The sequence below is a fragment of the Streptomyces sp. NPDC026246 genome (genome assembly GCF_055567995.1).
On sequence record NZ_JBVHPJ010000004.1, the window covers coordinates 171,559 to 187,199 of the forward strand.

Below are 15,641 nucleotides of genomic sequence, written 5' to 3' on the forward strand. Positions count from 1 at the left end.
CCGGCCCCGCCACGGGTCACGTCGAGGCCGGCCGCCCCCCGGGGCCGGCCTACCAGCCCTTCTCGAACATCCGGGCCACCTCGGCGATCCGCATGTCGTCCCGGTGGTAGCGCACCACGCCGGCGGACCGGGTCGAGCGCAGCAGGCCGGTCGCCTCCATGAGCCGCAGATGGGTGAGGGCGACCGGCGCCGCCAGCGCGAACCGCTCGGCGACGGCGCCCGCGGTGACCCCGTCGGCGGCGGGTCCGGGCTCCTTGAGCCAGGCCAGGATGCGCAGCCGCGTCTCGTTCGTGGGAGTCCTCAGCATGTCGTGCCCCTGCCCCGCGGCTACGCCCTCGCCGCGCCTTCCCACTGTCTCGCAGCCGCGACGGCCCTGTCCGTCACTCGCCATCGTTGACCGATACCGAACTGCCCCGGCTCACCCCGGAGTTCTGATCACGCGCGCCGGGTGCCCGTGCCACCGGGTCCTGGCCGGCGGCACGCGCACGGGAGAGGTCAACGGCGCGCCAGGGCCAGCACGCTGAGACCGAACATCGCGACCCCCAGCGGGAGATGGACGGACGGCACGTGGGCGATGCCGAGCGCGACCTGCGCCGACGCGAGGAGGAGGAAACCGGTCGCGTGCCCGACGGGCCGCACGGGGCCGCCGCCCGGCTTCCAGGCCAGGACCGCCGCGAGCAGGTACAGCATCGACGCCCCGTACATCACCCGCGCCCCGACGCCGTGCAGCAACTCCCCGTGGGAGGAGGTCAGCAGCAATCCGGCGGAGACCGCCTGGAGGAAGATGGTCAGCGTCTGCAGGGCGATCGCGAACTGCAGGAAGGAGATGCCGCGCGGTGCCGTCGCCTGTGTGGCCATGCCAAGTCCCCTGTTCCGCCCCGTCGTGCAGCAGATCGGTAAGGTCTCACCAGCCCGACGACGCGGGCGCGCGAAAGGTAAGGCGAGCCGGTGGCCGGGGGGCATCCGATGACGGGGACGGACACGGACGGGACGGCCGGTGAACGGCGCCGGCTCCTCAACGTCGCCTACCGCCTGCTGGGTTCACTGGCCGAGGCGGAGGACGCCGTGCAGGAGGCGTACGCCCGCTGGTACGCGATGCCCGCGGGCCGGCAGCGGGAGATCCGTTCCCCCGGCGCCTGGCTGACGACCGTGACCGGCCGCATCTGCCTGGACGTGCTCGGCTCGGCACGGGCCCGGCGCGAACGCTATGTCGGCGCGTGGCTGCCCGAGCCGCTGCCCGACCGGGCCGAGTGGGACCACGGCCGGGCCACCGACCCGGCGGACCTGATGGTCCTGGACGAGTCGGTGACCATGGCCTTCCTCGTCGTCCTGGAGTCGATGACGCCCGCCGAGCGGGTGGCGTTCGTCCTGCACGACGTCTTCCGCTACCCCTTCGCCGAGATCGCCGGTGTCCTCGGCCGGACCCCGGCCGCCTGCAAGCAACTGGCGGCCTCCGCCCGGCGCCGGGTGGGCGCCGCTCCCGCCCCCGCCGCGGCCGGTCAGACGGACGTGGTCCGGCGGGTGCGGCGGGCGTGGGAGGACAAGGACATCGCGGCGCTCGTGGACGTCCTCGACCCGGCCGCCGTGATGACCGCCGACGGCGGTGGCCTGGCCGGTGCGGCGTTGCGCCCGGTCGAGGGCGCCGCCCCCATCGCCCGGTACATGGCCGGGATCGCCGACCGGGCGCCGGGACTCGAACTCCTGGAGCGGTCGGTCAACGGGGTGCCCGGGCTGGTCGCCCGGCGGGCCGGTGCCGTCGTGACCGTCGCGTCGTTCGACGTCGCGGACGGGCGGGCCACGCGGATCTGGGTCGTGCGCAATCCCGAGAAGCTGCGGCCCTGGGCGCGGGCCGGTTAGGCCGCTCTCGACGTCCGGCCGCCGGGGCCGCCGGCGGACGCCGGGGCGAGCACTGCATGCACACTCATGGAACGCGCCTGCCGGTGTTACCGTGCACCTATGGCAGCGACAACGGCCGGTGTGCGGCTCGAAGAACGGTGGCGGGACATCCTGTCGGCGCACGCGCGCACGATGTGCGAGATCGACCGGGAACTGCATCCGCACGGCCTCGGCGCCTCCGACTTCGAGGTGCTGGACATGCTCGTCACCGCGGCACCCAAGGAGGGCGAGCAGTGCCGGGTGCAGAACCTGGTGGGGCGGGTCCATCTGAGCCAGAGCGCGCTGTCCCGGCTGATCGCCCGGCTGGAGAAGGACGGACTGGTGACGCGATCCGTCTGCGTGGAGGACCGGCGCGGGGTGTGGGTGTCCCTGACGGACAAGGGGCGTGCCCTGCACGCCGAAGTGCTGCCGTTGCAGCGGGCCGCACTGGCCCGGACCCTGGGCGAGTAACGCCCGGGCCCGGACGGGCCGGCGCCCCTACGGGCGCGCCAGCAGGGTGCGCACTCCCTCCGAGGTGAGCGTCAGGCGGTGCTCCGAACTGCCGTCGATGGTGAGCGACAGGTCGTCGGCCGGCCACTGAGCGGCCAGGGCGCCGAGCGGTACCAGACGGTAGCGGGACACGAACGGCAGCAGCCCGGCCATCTCCATCTCGGAGGTGAACACGGGCACCACGGGCTCGCCGCCCGGCTGCTCCAGCACGGGCAGCGCCACCGCCGAGGGGTTGGCGGCTTCTCCGTCGCTCGCGTCGTCGGGCACGGGGATGAGCACGTCGCTGTTGGCGAGCGCGTCCAGTGCCGCCGCGTCCTCCGTGTTCTCGGCGAGGACGTCCAGAGCCCGCTGGGCGGGCGTGGGCGTGGGGTCGTTTGCAGGTGTCTCCATGGCAGATTCCCTGGTAGCGGCGGTCGTGCGTCCCGCCCGGGCCATGATCCGTCCCGGGCGCGTTCCTGCTCGCGTACCCGAACGGGCCCGCCGCAACCCTTGCGGATCTCGAGGGTTCGAGGGCCGGACTACGGTCGCCCTGCGGCGAAGGCGCGGCGCCAGGCGGATTCCCGGAGCAGCCGCAGGCCGTTGAGGCCCACCAGGACCGTGGACCCCTCGTGGCCCGCGACGCCCAGCGGCAGCGGCAGGTCGCCGGCGAGGTCCCAGACGACGAGCCCGGCGATGCACACCCCCGCGACGACGAGGTTCTGCACGACGAGCCGGCGTGCGCGGCGGGACAGCGCGACGACGGTGGGTACGGCGGCGAGTTCGTCGCGCACGATCACGGCGTCGGCGGTCTCCAGGGCGAGATCGGACCCGGCCCGGCCCATGGCGATCCCGGTGTGGGCGGCGGCCAGGGCGGGCGCGTCGTTGACGCCGTCGCCGACGACCAGCACGCGGCGTCCGGCCCGCTCCAGTTCCTGGACGGCGGCCAGTTTGTCCGCGGGCAGCAGCCCGGCACGCACGTCGGCGATGCCGGCCTCGGCGGCGACCCGCGCCGCGGCCCGGGCGTTGTCGCCGGTGAGGAGCACCGGGGCGGCGCCGGTGAGCGCGGTCAGTGAGGCGACCGTGCCGGCGGCGTCGGGGCGCAGCCGGTCGGCGATGCCGAGCAGTCCGGCGGGAGCGCCGTCCACGACGACCAGCACCGCGGTGCGGCCGGACTCCTCCAGGTCCGCGGCCGTCGCCGCTGCCGTGTCCGCGAGGCGGGCGGGCGCGCCGACCCGTACCGTACGGCCGTCGACGACGGCGCTCACTCCGACGCCGGGCGTGGAGGTGAAGTCGTGGGCGGCGGGCACGGGCAGGCCGCGTTCACGTGCGGCCGCCACGACCGCCCGGGCCAGGGGGTGCTCGCTGGGCTGCTCGGCGCCGGCCGCCAGGGCCAGCACCTGCCCCTCGTCGAGGCCGGACCCGGGCAGGGTGCGGACCTCGGTGACGCGCGGGCTGCCCTCGGTGAGCGTGCCGGTCTTGTCGAGGGCTGCCGCGTCCACCTGCCCGAGCCGCTCCATCACCACGGCGGACTTCACCAGCACGCCGTGCCGTCCGGCGTTGGCGATGGCGGAGAGCAGGGGCGGCATGGTGGCCAGGACGACCGCGCACGGGGACGCCACGATCATGAACGTCATGGCGCGCAGCAGCGCCTCGGTGAGGTGCTCCCCGGCGGCCAGGGGCACGAGGAAGACGCCCAGGGTGGCGGCGACCATGCCCAGCGAGTAGCGCTGCTCGACCTTCTCGATGAACAGCTGTGTGGGTGCCTTGGTCTCGGACGCCTCCTGCACCATGCGGACGATCCGGGCGATGACCGAGTCGGACGCGTCGCGCTCGACCCGGATCCGCAGGGCGCCCGTGCCGTTGAGCGTGCCCGCGAACACCTCGTCGCCCCGGTCCTTGGCCACGGGCAGCGGTTCACCGGTGATGGTCGCCTGGTCCACCTCACCGGCCCCGTCGAGCACCCGGCCGTCGGCACCGATCCGCTCACCCGGGCGGACGAGGACGGTGTCGCCGACCGACAGCTCGTCCACGGGCACGGTGTGCTCGGTGCCGTCGGGGGCGAGGCGGGTGGCGGTGGCGGGGGCCAGGTCGAGCAGTCCGCGGACGGAGTCGGCGGTCCGGGCCGTGGCCAGGGCCTCCAGGGCGCCCGAGGTGGCGAAGATGACGATGAGCAGGGCGCCGTCCATGACCTGCCCGATGGAGGCCGCGCCCAGGGCGGCGACCACCATCAGCAGGTCGACGTCGAGAGTCCGGTGCTTCAGCGCCTTGAGGCCCTCCCGGCCCGGCTCCCAGCCACCCGACACGTATGCCAGGGCGTACAGCGGTCCCCACGCCCAGGCGCCGGCGCCGGTGAGCTGGAGAGGCAGTGCGAGCAGGAAGCAGGCGGTGGCCAGCGCGGCCCAGCGGGCTTCCGGCAGCGTGAGCAGCCGGGTGCGCCGCCGCGGTGCGCTCCCGGTGCGCGCGGGCTCCGCCCGGCCGGCGGGCCGCGGCGTGAGGGTGGAGGTCATGGGGGTCCTTCGGGCGGGGACGCGTGCGCCCCCACCTTACAGGAACACATGAAGACCCATTCATGCCTTCATACGCCGTCGGCGGCCGTCTGCCTCTGACCGAGGGACGGCCGCCGTGTGCGCGGCTCAGGTGTCGAAGTCCACCGTCAGTTCGTCCGACACCGGGAACGACTGGCAGGTCAGGACGTAGCCCGCGTCGACCTCGGCGGGCTCCAGGGCGAAGTTGCGGCGCATGTCGGCCTTGCCGTCGGTGACCAGGGCCCGGCAGGTGCCGCAGACGCCGCCCTTGCAGGCGAAGGGCAGGTCGGGCCGGGTCTGCTGGGCGCCTTCGAGGATGGAGCGCTCGCGGGGCAGGGCGGAGGTGGTGGAGCGCCCGTCCAGGGTGATGGTGACCTGGCTGACCGGCCCGGAGGGACCCGCCTCGGTGTGCCGGACCTCGCGGACGGGTTCGTCGTCGGCGTAGAACAGCTCCTGGTGGACGCGGTCGGCGGGGACGCCGAGGCCGGTCAGGACCTGCTGGGCGGAGCGGACCATGCCGTGCGGGCCGCACAGCCACCAGTGGCCGGCGGACTCCACGTCGACCAGCGCGTCGACGAGCGCCGACAGCCGCTCGGCGTCGAGGCGGCCGGACAGCAGCTCGGCCTCGCGGGGTTCGCGCGACAGCACGTGGGCCAGCTGGAAGCGCGTCGGGTACAGGTCCTTCAGGTCGGCCAGTTCGTCCGCGAACATCACCGTGCCGGTGCGGCGGTTGCCGTAGAGGAGGGTGACGCGCGAGCGGGGGTCGGCGGCCAGGACGGACTCGGCGATGGAGATCATGGGCGTGATGCCGGAACCGGCGGCGATCAGGACGTGATGGCCGGGGGCCGTGAGGTCGGGGGTGAACGCCCCGGTCGGCGCCATCACCTCGACCTGGTCCCCGGGGCGCACCTCGTGCACCAGCCAGGACGAGAACAGGCCCCCGGGGACGACCCGCACGCCGATGCGCGGGGCCGTGCCGGCGGGTGAGCAGATCGAGTAGGAGCGCCGCTCGTCGCGGCCGTCGATCTCGCGCCGCAGGGTGAGCGACTGACCGGGTGCGAAGGCGAACTCCCCGGCGAGGTCCGCCGGGATGTCGAAACCGACCGCCACCGCGTCCTCGCACAGCGGGCGCACCTCGGCGACCCGCAGGGAGTGGAAGACCGGACGTCGGCGGGCATGCGCGGGCACGCCCGGGGCGGGGGCCGGCTCCATCAGGTCCTCCATCAGATCTCCTTGAGGTACTCGAACGGCTCGCGGCAGGCGAGACAGCGCCACAGGGCCTTGCACGAGGTGGCGGCGAAGCGTGAGGTCTCCTCGGTGTCGGCGCTGCCGCAGCGGGGGCAGGACACCGAGCGGCGGGTCGGCGACAGCACCAGCGGCACCGGACCGGCGGTGTGCGCGGGGGCGGCACCGGGCGGGGCGATGCCGTGCTCGGCGAGCTTGCGGCGGCCCTCGTCCGTGATCCAGTCGCTGGTCCACGGCGGGTCAAGGACGGTACGGATCTCCACGCGCGCGTACCCGGCGTCACGCAGCCGGGCGGCCACCCCGGCGCGCATCTCCGCCATGGCCGGGCAGCCCGAGTAGGTGGGGGTCAGGCTCGCGACGACCGTGCCGTCCTCGGCGAGCGACACCTCGCGCAGCACGCCGAGGTCGGCCAGGGTGAGCATGGGCAGTTCCGGGTCGGGCACCTGCTCGGCGATCCGCCATGCCCGCCGGGCGTCGAGCAGCGTCGTCACCATGTCGCCTCCGGGTGCGCCCGCGCCACGCTCTGCAACTCGGCCAGCAGAGGCGCGAGATGCTCGGTGTGCTCGCCGGAGCGGCCCGAACCGGGCAGGGGCCGGTAGACCGGCATGGGCAGTCCTGCCGCCTCGGTGACCTGGCGCAGGACGGCGACGACCTCGTCACGCACGTCGTGGGCGGTGAACAGCTCGCCGAGGTAGGGCGCCACCTGCTCCTGCGCCCTGCGCATCCGCCGGTGCGACTCCTCGGTGCCGTCGCCGAGGCGCACGGCCCATTCCGCGGCGTACTGCCGGTGGTAGGCCAGTTCCTTCACGCCCTTGGCGGCGATCGCCGCGAGGACCGGGTCGCGGTGGCCGGTGAGCCGCTGGAAGTGCGCGAGCCGCCAGCTGGAGAGCACCAGCAGCCGGACGATCGAGAACGCGAAGTCCCCGTTGGGCAGTTCGGCCAGACGGACGTTACGGAAGTCGTCCGCGTCGCGGAAGTAGGCGAAGGCGTCCTCGTCGCGGCCGGTGCCGTCGACCTGGCCCGCGCGGGAGTAGAGGAGACGGGCCTGGCCGAGCAGGTCGAGGCCGATGTTGGCGAGGGCCACCTCCTCCTCCAGCTCGGGGGCGCGGGTGGTCCACTCGGCGAGCCGCTGGGCCGCGACCAGGGCGTCGTCGGCGAGGTCGACGCAGAGGCGGGCCAGTTCACCGGCGTCCACGCCGTCCGGGACGGTGGTGTCGACGCCGTGCAGGGGGTCCTCGAAGCCGGTGCCGTAGGCCCAGCGGGTGTCGTCCTCGTGTCCCTCGGCGAGGGTCAGGTAGACGTGGTCGTCGCTCATGCCCTCTCCTTCAGATGTGCGGGACGTCGTCGGGGATGTCGTAGAAGGTCGGGTGGCGGTAGACCTTGTCGGCGCTGGGCTCGAAGAAGGGGTCCTTCTCGTCGCGCGTGGAGGCGGCGATGTGCTCCGAGCGCACGACCCAGAGGGACACGCCCTCGTTGCGGCGGGTGTACAGGTCGCGGGCGTGGGTGAGCGCCATGCGGTCGTCGGCCGCGTGCAGCGAGCCCACGTGGACGTGGTTCAGGCCCCGCTTGCCGCGCACGAACACCTCGTACAGGGGCCAGTCCTGCTTGCCGGCGGTCATGCCACCGCTCCCTTCCGCGTCCGGGACGCCTGCTTGGCGGCGTGGGCGGTGGCCGCCTCACGCACCCAGGCGCCCTCCTCGTGGGCCGTGCGGCGCCGGGTCATGCGCTCCTCGTTGCACGGTCCGTCGCCCTTGATGACCCTCATCAGCTCGTCCCAGTCGGGCGTGCCGAAGTCGTGGTGCCCCCGCTCCTCGTTCCAGCGCAGCTCCGGGTCCGGGAGCGTCACACCGAGCTTGTCGGCCTGCGGCACGGTCATGTCGACGAAGCGCTGGCGCAGTTCGTCGTTGCTGTGCCGCTTGATCTTCCAGGCCATGGACTGCGCCGAGTTGGGCGAGGCCTCGTCGGGCGGGCCGAACATCATCAGCGACGGCCACCACCAGCGGTTCACCGCGTCCTGCACCATCTCGCGCTGCTCGGGGGTGCCGCGCATCATCGTCATCAGCAGCTCGTAGCCCTGCCGCTGGTGGAAGGACTCCTCCTTGCAGATCCGCACCATGGCCCGCGCGTACGGCCCGAAGGAGGAGCGGCACAGCGGCACCTGGTTGCAGATCGCGGCGCCGTCCACGAACCAGCCGATGACACCGACGTCGGCGAAGCTCATCGTCGGGTAGTTGAAGATCGACGAGTACTTCTGGCGGCCCTCGATGAGCCGTCCGGTGAGGTCGGCGCGGTCGGCGCCCAGCGTCTCCGCCGCCGAATACAGGTACAGCCCGTGCCCGGCCTCGTCCTGGACCTTGGCGAACAGGATGGCCTTGCGGCGCAGCGACGGCGCCCGGGTGATCCACTCGCCCTCGGGCTGCATGCCGATGATCTCGGAGTGCGCGTGCTGCGCGATCTGCCGGATCAGTGTCTTCCGGTAGCCCTCGGGCATCCAGTCGCGCGGCTCGATGCGCTGGTCCCGCGCGATCGTCGCCTCGAAGTGCTGCTGGAGAACCGGCTCGGCGCCGTCCGCCCCCGCGGGGCTGGAGTGTGTCGTGTCCATCCGTCCCACTTCCCAACCGACCATTCGTTCGGTCCATGCTATCCAAGCCGGGGCGCCTTGGTAAGCCCCCGGCCCTTGACAGGCCCCGTGGCGGCTTGATTACTTGGCGCCAAGCTAACCGAATGGTCGGTCGGGCTACAAGGTGGTGCGAGAAGTGACCGGAACCGCTGACGCGACGACGCCCGCGGAGGCCATGTTCGCCGCGGACCGGGCCTCCCGGGGCCTCGGGATCGAACTGCTGGAACAGGGCGTGGGCACCGCGGTGCTGCGCATGACCGTGACCGGGTCGATGGTGAACGGCCACGGCATCGCCCACGGCGGGTACGTCTTCCTCCTCGCCGACACGGCGTTCGCCTGCGCGTGCAACAGCCACGGTCCGGTGACCGTCGCGGCGGGCGCGGACATCTCGTTCGTCGCCCCGGCGCGCGAGGGGGACGTCCTGGTCGCGAGGGCGGAGGAACGCACCCGGTACGGCCGCAGCGGCCTGTACGACGTGACCGTCCTGCGGGGTGAGGACGTGGTGGCCGAGTTCCGGGGCCGCAGCCGTACCGTCCACAGCACGAGGTCGGAGGAGCCGGCATGACCCGTCACATGCAGACCACGCCGGACACCGCGGTCACGGCCGGACGGCGACGGGGCGAGCCCCTCCCCCACGCCCTCCTGGACGACGCCGAGCGCCTCACCCGTGAGGAACTGCGCGCGCTTCAGCTGGACCGGCTGCGGCGGAGCCTGCGGCACGCCTACGACAACGTCGAGACGTACCGCGAGAAGTTCGACGCGGCCGGTGTGCGGCCCGAGGACTGCCGCTCGCTGGAGGACCTGGCCCGCTTCCCCTTCACCACCAAGGCAGACCTGCGGGACACCTACCCGTTCGGCATGTTCGCCGTCCCCATGGACCGGGTGCGGCGCGTGCACGCCTCCAGCGGCACCACCGGCCGCCCCACGGTGGTCGGCTACACCGAGAACGACCTGTCGATGTGGTCGGACCTGGTCGCCCGGTCGATCCGGGCCGCCGGCGGCCGCCCGGGGCACAAGGTGCACATCTCCTACGGCTACGGGCTGTTCACCGGCGGCCTCGGTGCCCACTACGGCGCGGAGCGCGCCGGCTGTCTGGTGATCCCGGCCTCCGGCGGCATGACCGCCCGCCAGGTGCAGATCATCCAGGACTTCCGGCCCGAGATCATCATGGTCACCCCGTCCTACATGCTCACCCTGCTCGACGAGTTCGAGCGGCAGGGCCTCGATCCGCGGGCGAGCAGCCTGCGCGTGGGCATCTTCGGCGCGGAGCCGTGGACCGAGCAGATGCGCCGCGAGATCGAGGAGCGGACGGACATCCACGCCGTGGACATCTACGGGCTGTCCGAGGTGATCGGCCCGGGCGTCGCCCAGGAGTGCGTGGAGACCAAGGACGGCCTGCACGTCTGGGAGGACCACTTCTACCCCGAGGTGGTCGACCCGATCACCGGCGAGGTGCTGCCCGAGGGCGAGGAGGGCGAGCTGGTCTTCACGTCGCTGACCAAGGAGGCCCTGCCGATCGTCCGCTACCGCACCCGCGACCTGACCCGGCTGCTCCCGGGCACGGCCCGGCCCGCCTTCCGCCGCATCCAGAAGATCACCGGCCGTTGCGACGACATGATCGTCCTGCGCGGCGTGAACGTCTTCCCCAGCCAGATCGAGGAGATCGTGCTGCGTACCCCCGGGGTCGCACCGCACTTCCAGATCCAGCTGACCCGGCGCGGCCGCCTGGACCACATGGCCGTCCGGGTCGAGAGCCGGCCCGGCACCCCGCCGGAGTCGCGCGAGGCGGCGGCGCGGGCGATCGCGCAGGAGGTGAAGGACGGCGTGGGCGTCACGGTCGACGTGACGATCGTCGAACCGGAGACCCTCGAGCGGTCCGTCGGCAAGCTCAAGAGGGTCAAGGACCTGCGCGAGGAGTGAGGGCCGGGCAGGGGTCGAACGGGGAGGTCAGGAGCGGCACCGCACGGGGGCGGGCGACGCCTCGTCGGTCACGTCTGGCCCCGCGTGCCCGCTGCTCCCGCCAGGCAGGTCCGGACCCGCGTGCGCCTCACCCTCGTCGGACCCCGCAGGCTGGGTGTGCACCCCGTAGGCCGTGACCCGCCCGGTCGCCGCGGCCTCCTCCGACCTGGTGTGTGCCTCGGTCGGGGTGGGTGCCTCGGTCGGGGTGGGCGCCTCGGTCGGGGTGGGCGCCTCGGTGGAGGTAGGTGCATGGGTCCAGGCAGGCGCCCCCGACCGGGTGGGTGCCGCGAGCGCGGCAGGTGCCCCCGGCTCGGTGGGGGCCACCGGCTCGGTGGGTGCCCCGGGCCCGGTCGCCGTCCGGGACCGGACCGGTTTGCGGATCAGCAGCAGTGCCGCGTCGTCGTGCAGCCTGCCGCCCACGTGCGCCAGCAGTTCGCCGTGCAGGGCGTCGAGGGTGCGGGCCGGTTCGGGGGTCACGTGCCGCTGAAGTCCTTCGGCCAGCGGGTAGAAGGCCCGGCCGTGGTCGCGGGCCTCGGTGACGCCGTCGGTGTACAGCAGGAGCTGGTCGCCCTCGGCGAACGGCAGTTCCTGCAGGCCGGGCACTTGTCCCGCGAGGGCGCGCAGCCCGAGGGGCGGGGACGGCAGATCCGGCTCGACCGGCATCACGGCCCCCGACGCACGGACCAGCAGCGGGGGCGTGTGCCCGCAGTTCACGATCTCCAGGTGCCCACCCGGCGGATATCCGGCGACGATCGCGGTGACGAAGTCGTCGTGGCCGAGGTTGCGCGCCAGGCTCCGCTCGATCCGCTCCACCACGGCGAGCAGGTCGGGTTCGTCGTGGGCGGCCTCCCGGAAGACGCCCAGGACCAGGGCGGCGGTCCCCACGGCGGGCAGTCCCTTGCCGCGGACGTCGCCGACGATCAGCCGCACCCCGTGCGGGGTGGGTATCAGCGCGTAGAGGTCACCGCCGATCCGGGCCTCCGCGGCCGCGGCGCTGTAGCGCACGGCCACCTGGAACGGGCCGACATGGGGCGGTACGGGCTTGAGCAGTGCGTGCTGGGCGGTCTCGGCCACCGAGCGGACGGCCGCCAGCACCCTCTCCCGCCGCCCGCGCAGGACGACCGCCAGGCCGCCCGCGAGGGTGACCGCCACCAGCGCCGCCAGGACGCCGGTCAGTTCCGGACCGGGGACCCCGTCGCGCGTCCCCAGCACGGCGGCGACCGCCGTGGCCAGCAGGCCGACCCCGGCGACGCCCCGCAGCCCGTTGGTGACGGCGGCGAGGGCGGGCCCGGCGGCGAGCAGGGGGAGCCAGACCTCGCCGGCGTCACCGGCCAGGTCGGCGAGGAGCACGGCGGCGACGACCAGGACGGGCAGGACGGGCAGGACGGCGGCCGGCCGCGCGCGTGGGCGACTGCGGGCCGGTGCCCCGGCACCGGCCACCGCGCTGCCGGACGGCCGTACCGGGCGGTGGTCGCCACCGAGGTCTCGCGCATGGCTCATGTGCTTATCCGTGTCCTTCACCTGTCTGCGGGCGCGGCCGGAGGCGCACCCCCTGGATGTCCGTTTCATCCAGAAAAAGGGGTGGGCCGGGACGGCGGCAAGGAGAGGGTTTTCAGATAGTGAGCGAGAGCCCTCGGGTGATGCGGCTCGCGGTCGGCAGCAGCCGCTCGCGGATCTCCGGCAGCCGGGAGAGCCGGTGCGCCGGGAGGGAGACGCCCAGCGAACCGAGCGTGTCCCCGCTGTAGACGGGGACGGCGACACAGACCGTACCGAGGGAGTACTCCTCGAGGTCCGTGACGGCGGGGGCCAGCGGCGGGGCCTCCAGCCGCCTGAGCAGTTCCGGCAGGCTGGTGATCGTCCGCGGGGTGAGGTCGGCGAGGTGGTGCCGGGCCAGGTAGTCCCGGCGGGCCTCCTCGTCCATCTCGCGCAGCACGGCCTTGCCCAGCGCGGTGGCGTGCCCCGCGTCCTCGAAGCCGACCCACAGGTCGACGCGGGGGGTGCCGGGCCCGTCGACGATCTCGGCGACCCGTATCTCGCCGTCCTCGTAGAAGGTGAGGTAGGCGGCGCTGGCGAGCTCGTCGCGGAGCGCGTTGAGCGTCGGCCGCACACGGTTCAGCAGGGCCTGGGCCCGGCCCGTGGAGCGCAGGGACTGCAGCTTGTCGCCGAGGACGAAGCCGCCGTCGTCCAGCTTCCGCACATAGCCGTCGTGCACCAGGGTGCGCAGCAGGTGGTAGGCGGTGGCCAGGGGCAGGCCGGTCTCGCGTGCCAGCTGCTTGGCCGGAGCGCCGTTCTCGTGCGCGCTCACCGCCTCCAGCAGACGCATGGCCCGCTGCACGGAGCCGATGAGCGTGGGGCCGTCTCGCGCACCCATAGGAACAGCCTGCGCCAGGCCGACACGGCGAGCAAGGTGGACCCCGATACGTGCGCAAGCGATGTCCGAGCGGGCAGAAACGGAACAAAGGCGCGAAACGCCGCAAGGGTCCTTCTCGGCTCTTCCCGCAGCGGCCACCATGCCATGTCATGGACATCTTGCTCGTCGCCAGCGCGTTCAACAGCCTGTCCCAGCGTGTGTACGCCGAACTGTCCGACCAGGGCCACCGCCTGGACGTCGTCCTCGCCTCGCACGGCGCCGACGCGGTCCGGGCCGCCGTGCACGAGTTCCGCCCGGAGCTGATCGTCGCCCCGATGCTGAAGTCGGCCCTGCCGGAGGACATCTGGCAGGAGCACACCTGCCTGGTCGTGCACCCGGGGCCGCCCGGCGACCGCGGCCCCTCGTCGCTGGACCACGCCCTCACCGACGGTGCCCGCGAGTGGGGCGTGACGGTGCTCCAGGCCGGGGCCGCTATGGACGCGGGCGACATCTGGGCGGACGGCGCCTTCACGGTGCCGTCGGCGGGCAAGAGCGACGTCTACCGCAACGAGCTGTCCGACGCCGCCACGGCCGCCGTCCTCCAGGCCGTACGACGCTACGCCGACGGCGCCTTCAAGCCGCGCCCGCAGAGCGACCCGGGCATCCGCGTCGTCTGGCGGGACTTCCTCCGCCAGGAGCAGCGGCGCGTGGACTGGGAGCACGACGACACGGAAACGGTCCTGCGCAAACTGCGCGCCGCCGACTCGCAGCCGGGCGTCCTGGACGAGCTGTGCGGGCGCGAGGTGTTCCTGCACGGCGGACACCCGGAGGACCGGCTGCGTGGACGGCCCGGGGAGCTGCTGGCGACCCGGGCAGGCGCCCTGTGCCGGGCGACCCGGGACGGTGCCGTGTGGATCCCGGAGCTGCGGCCCCGCAAGAGCTCCGGCGATCCGGCTCCGTTCCGCCGCCCGGCGACCTCGGTGCTCGCCCGGTTCCCCGCGCCGCCCGACAGCGGCCCGGGCATGCCCGGCATGACGGACCGCCCGTACTGGCTGCCGGAGATCGCGGCCCGGCTCGAACTGCCCGCGGACCGCACGACCTGGACGGACATCCGCTACCGCCAGCAGGGGGACGTGGGCTTCCTGTCCTTCTCCTTCCCGGGCGGAGCGATGAGCACGGTCCACTGCCGCAGGCTGCTCGCCGCCTACCGGTACGCGCTGACCCGCCCCACCTCGGTACTGGTGCTGGGCGGCGGCCGGGACGTCTTCTCCCACGGCATCCACCTGAACGTCATCGAGGCGGCGGGCGATCCGGCGGGCGAGTCCTGGGCCAACCTGACCGCCCTGAACGACCTGGTCGAGGCCGTGCTGCGCACCACCGACCGGCTGGTGGTCTCGGCCCTCGCCGGCAACGCGGCGGCCGGGGGGCTGATGCTGGCACTGGCCGCCGACGAGGTCTGGTGCCGCACGGGCGCTGTCCTGAACCCGCACTACCGGGCCATGGGCCTGTACGGCTCGGAGTACTGGACGTACTCGCTGCCGCGCCGGGTGGGGGCCGAGACGGCGGAGCGGCTGACGAGCGAGGCGCTGCCGCTGAGCGCGGTGTCGGCCGAGCGGATGGGTCTGGTCGACCGTCTGGTGCCGGTCGCGGCCGAGGAGTTCGCCACGGAGGTGGAGCGTCTGGCCGCCGAGACGATCAACGACGGTGACATCGCCCGGCGCATCACCGCCAAGGCCACGGCGCGGCACGCGGACGAGCTCCACCGGCCCCTGGCCGAGTACCGGCGAGCCGAACTGGCCCGCATGCGGGCCGTGTTCTTCGACCCGCGGGCCTCGTACCACGCGCTGCGGTCCGCCTTCGTGCGCAAGGTCCCGGCCGGATCGGCCCGGCCGCTGGCGGGCGCGGACGGATAGGAGGACGCAGCACGGCCGACGGCCCGTCGGCGCGGGAGCGCGACGGGCCGATGCGGGCGGGGTGGGCCGGGGCGTCACCGGCGCAACGGCGACAGCCGCCCGGCCAGCGTCGGGATGATCACGGCGGCGGCCACCAGGTGGGACACGGCCAGGACGACCTGGGTGGACAGGGCCGTGTGCGGGGCGACGGCGGGGCCCGCGAGGGACAGGACGGTGAGCGCGACGGTGGTCACCGTGAACGTACGGGCGGGCCGCCGGGCCCACCGGGCGAGTGCGACCGCCAGGACGATGCCCGCGACCGACCAGAACACCACCCCGCCGAAGAAGCCGCCGACCGGGATCGGTGCCGCCTCCTTCGCGCCCGGGCTCGCCGCCTCCATGGGAACCCCGGCGGCGCGGGCGGCCAGTGCGAACAGCTCGGTCACGACCGCGCCCGCGAGCGTGGCGAGCAGGCCCACCAGCCAGACCGGACGGGTGGCCAGGAAGCCGGAGACCTTGGCGGGACGGGCCTGCACGGACGGGTTCTGAGAGGTCGTCACAGTCATGTCAGCGTCTCCTGCCGGGGGTTGGGGCTCGGCGAGCCTTGCGCAGGGGTAGACGGCGGGGTCCGCCGGAACTCATCGGTGCGCGCGCAGGCAGTTCACCGGTCCGCCCGTTCATCCGGA

16 protein-coding genes and 1 pseudogene are annotated in these 15,641 nt (G+C 73.7%); 5 read left to right on the top strand and 12 right to left on the bottom strand.

Annotated elements, in window-relative coordinates; translation table 11 throughout:
* Nucleotides 1–49: 49 nt before the first annotated feature.
* Complete coding sequence (locus ACZ4M5_RS12720; protein WP_467735876.1) at nt 50–307, bottom strand: ArsR/SmtB family transcription factor; 258 nt, start codon at nt 305–307, stop codon at nt 50–52.
* 188 nt (nt 308–495) lie between these two features.
* Nucleotides 496–858: a hypothetical protein gene (locus tag ACZ4M5_RS12725; protein WP_467735878.1), complete on the bottom strand. Its 363-nt coding sequence runs from the start codon at nt 856–858 to the stop codon at nt 496–498.
* 108 nt (nt 859–966) lie between these two features.
* Here ACZ4M5_RS12725 and sigJ point away from each other — a divergent pair, with 108 nt between their 5' ends.
* Complete coding sequence (gene sigJ, locus ACZ4M5_RS12730) at nt 967–1,857, top strand: RNA polymerase sigma factor SigJ (RefSeq protein WP_467735880.1); 891 nt, start codon at nt 967–969, stop codon at nt 1,855–1,857.
* A gap of 99 nt (nt 1,858–1,956) precedes the next feature.
* Nucleotides 1,957–2,346 carry a MarR family winged helix-turn-helix transcriptional regulator gene (locus ACZ4M5_RS12735; protein ID WP_467735882.1) on the top strand — a complete coding sequence of 130 codons (390 nt, stop codon included), beginning with the start codon at nt 1,957–1,959 and terminating at the stop codon, nt 2,344–2,346.
* Between the two features lie 27 nt (nt 2,347–2,373).
* Here ACZ4M5_RS12735 and ACZ4M5_RS12740 read toward each other — a convergent pair whose 3' ends face one another.
* The 7 genes from ACZ4M5_RS12740 to paaA form a co-directional block, all read right to left on the bottom strand.
* Complete coding sequence (locus tag ACZ4M5_RS12740; protein ID WP_369194046.1) at nt 2,374–2,775, bottom strand: SseB family protein; 402 nt, start codon at nt 2,773–2,775, stop codon at nt 2,374–2,376.
* Between the two features lie 128 nt (nt 2,776–2,903).
* Nucleotides 2,904–4,871 carry a heavy metal translocating P-type ATPase gene (locus ACZ4M5_RS12745; RefSeq protein ID WP_467735884.1) on the bottom strand — a complete coding sequence of 656 codons (1,968 nt, stop codon included), beginning with the start codon at nt 4,869–4,871 and terminating at the stop codon, nt 2,904–2,906.
* Between the two features lie 126 nt (nt 4,872–4,997).
* Complete coding sequence (gene paaE, locus ACZ4M5_RS12750; protein WP_467735886.1) at nt 4,998–6,113, bottom strand: 1,2-phenylacetyl-CoA epoxidase subunit PaaE; 1,116 nt, start codon at nt 6,111–6,113, stop codon at nt 4,998–5,000.
* On the bottom strand, nt 6,113–6,628 hold the full coding sequence (gene paaD, locus ACZ4M5_RS12755) for a 1,2-phenylacetyl-CoA epoxidase subunit PaaD (RefSeq protein ID WP_467735888.1): 516 nt from the start codon (nt 6,626–6,628) through the stop codon (nt 6,113–6,115). The genes paaE and paaD overlap by 1 nt, the downstream gene beginning before the upstream one ends.
* Nucleotides 6,622–7,449, bottom strand: coding sequence for a 1,2-phenylacetyl-CoA epoxidase subunit PaaC (paaC, locus tag ACZ4M5_RS12760; protein ID WP_467735891.1), 828 nt, complete (start codon nt 7,447–7,449; stop codon nt 6,622–6,624). The genes paaD and paaC overlap by 7 nt, the downstream gene beginning before the upstream one ends.
* Nucleotides 7,450–7,459: 10 nt before the next feature.
* The gene (paaB, locus tag ACZ4M5_RS12765) at nt 7,460–7,753 is read right to left on the bottom strand and encodes a 1,2-phenylacetyl-CoA epoxidase subunit PaaB (protein WP_333930090.1); all 294 of its coding nucleotides are present in this window, start codon (nt 7,751–7,753) and stop codon (nt 7,460–7,462) included.
* A complete protein-coding gene (gene paaA / locus ACZ4M5_RS12770) occupies nt 7,750–8,736 on the bottom strand; it encodes a 1,2-phenylacetyl-CoA epoxidase subunit PaaA (protein ID WP_467735893.1) in 987 nt (328 codons plus the stop codon). The genes paaB and paaA overlap by 4 nt, the downstream gene beginning before the upstream one ends.
* A gap of 193 nt (nt 8,737–8,929) precedes the next feature.
* Between paaA and paaI the strand changes: the two genes are divergently transcribed.
* The gene (paaI, locus tag ACZ4M5_RS12775; protein WP_467736547.1) at nt 8,930–9,319 is read left to right on the top strand and encodes a hydroxyphenylacetyl-CoA thioesterase PaaI; all 390 of its coding nucleotides are present in this window, start codon (nt 8,930–8,932) and stop codon (nt 9,317–9,319) included.
* Nucleotides 9,316–10,674, top strand: a complete 1,359-nt coding sequence (gene paaK / locus ACZ4M5_RS12780; protein WP_467735895.1) for a phenylacetate--CoA ligase PaaK — start codon at nt 9,316–9,318, stop codon at nt 10,672–10,674. The genes paaI and paaK overlap by 4 nt, the downstream gene beginning before the upstream one ends.
* Before the next feature lie 354 nt (nt 10,675–11,028).
* Here the strand turns inward: paaK and ACZ4M5_RS12785 are convergent.
* Both ACZ4M5_RS12785 and ACZ4M5_RS12790 read right to left on the bottom strand, forming a co-directional pair.
* Nucleotides 11,029–12,213: pseudogene (locus ACZ4M5_RS12785) on the bottom strand (PP2C family protein-serine/threonine phosphatase); the annotation flags it as partial.
* Between the two features lie 112 nt (nt 12,214–12,325).
* Complete coding sequence (locus ACZ4M5_RS12790) at nt 12,326–13,084, bottom strand: IclR family transcriptional regulator (protein ID WP_467735897.1); 759 nt, start codon at nt 13,082–13,084, stop codon at nt 12,326–12,328.
* A 149-nt stretch (nt 13,085–13,233) separates the two neighbouring features.
* Here ACZ4M5_RS12790 and ACZ4M5_RS12795 point away from each other — a divergent pair, with 149 nt between their 5' ends.
* Complete coding sequence (locus ACZ4M5_RS12795; RefSeq protein ID WP_467735899.1) at nt 13,234–14,976, top strand: hydrogenase maturation protein; 1,743 nt, start codon at nt 13,234–13,236, stop codon at nt 14,974–14,976.
* Between the two features lie 74 nt (nt 14,977–15,050).
* Here the strand turns inward: ACZ4M5_RS12795 and ACZ4M5_RS12800 are convergent, their stop codons facing one another.
* Nucleotides 15,051–15,521, bottom strand: coding sequence for a DUF6069 family protein (locus tag ACZ4M5_RS12800; protein ID WP_467735901.1), 471 nt, complete (start codon nt 15,519–15,521; stop codon nt 15,051–15,053).
* Nucleotides 15,522–15,641: the final 120 nt, after the last annotated feature.

What these genes read in the sequence shown, in the direction of transcription:
- paaB (WP_333930090.1), bottom strand. Translation starts at nt 7,753, where the DNA reads ATGACCGCCGGCAAGCAGGACTGGCCCCTGTACGAGGTGTTCGTGCGC.
- ACZ4M5_RS12725 (WP_467735878.1), bottom strand. Translation starts at nt 858, where the DNA reads ATGGCCACACAGGCGACGGCACCGCGCGGCATCTCCTTCCTGCAGTTC.
- ACZ4M5_RS12745 (WP_467735884.1), bottom strand. Translation starts at nt 4,871, where the DNA reads ATGACCTCCACCCTCACGCCGCGGCCCGCCGGCCGGGCGGAGCCCGCG.
- ACZ4M5_RS12720 (WP_467735876.1), bottom strand. Translation starts at nt 307, where the DNA reads ATGCTGAGGACTCCCACGAACGAGACGCGGCTGCGCATCCTGGCCTGG.
- ACZ4M5_RS12740 (WP_369194046.1), bottom strand. Translation starts at nt 2,775, where the DNA reads ATGGAGACACCTGCAAACGACCCCACGCCCACGCCCGCCCAGCGGGCT.
- paaC (WP_467735891.1), bottom strand. Translation starts at nt 7,449, where the DNA reads ATGAGCGACGACCACGTCTACCTGACCCTCGCCGAGGGACACGAGGAC.
- ACZ4M5_RS12800 (WP_467735901.1), bottom strand. Translation starts at nt 15,521, where the DNA reads ATGACTGTGACGACCTCTCAGAACCCGTCCGTGCAGGCCCGTCCCGCC.
- paaK (WP_467735895.1), top strand. Translation starts at nt 9,316, where the DNA reads ATGACCCGTCACATGCAGACCACGCCGGACACCGCGGTCACGGCCGGA.
- ACZ4M5_RS12795 (WP_467735899.1), top strand. Translation starts at nt 13,234, where the DNA reads ATGGACATCTTGCTCGTCGCCAGCGCGTTCAACAGCCTGTCCCAGCGT.
- ACZ4M5_RS12735 (WP_467735882.1), top strand. Translation starts at nt 1,957, where the DNA reads ATGGCAGCGACAACGGCCGGTGTGCGGCTCGAAGAACGGTGGCGGGAC.
- sigJ (WP_467735880.1), top strand. Translation starts at nt 967, where the DNA reads ATGACGGGGACGGACACGGACGGGACGGCCGGTGAACGGCGCCGGCTC.
- paaA (WP_467735893.1), bottom strand. Translation starts at nt 8,736, where the DNA reads ATGGACACGACACACTCCAGCCCCGCGGGGGCGGACGGCGCCGAGCCG.
- ACZ4M5_RS12790 (WP_467735897.1), bottom strand. Translation starts at nt 13,084, where the DNA reads ATGGGTGCGCGAGACGGCCCCACGCTCATCGGCTCCGTGCAGCGGGCC.
- paaD (WP_467735888.1), bottom strand. Translation starts at nt 6,628, where the DNA reads ATGGTGACGACGCTGCTCGACGCCCGGCGGGCATGGCGGATCGCCGAG.
- paaE (WP_467735886.1), bottom strand. Translation starts at nt 6,113, where the DNA reads ATGGAGGACCTGATGGAGCCGGCCCCCGCCCCGGGCGTGCCCGCGCAT.
- paaI (WP_467736547.1), top strand. Translation starts at nt 8,930, where the DNA reads ATGTTCGCCGCGGACCGGGCCTCCCGGGGCCTCGGGATCGAACTGCTG.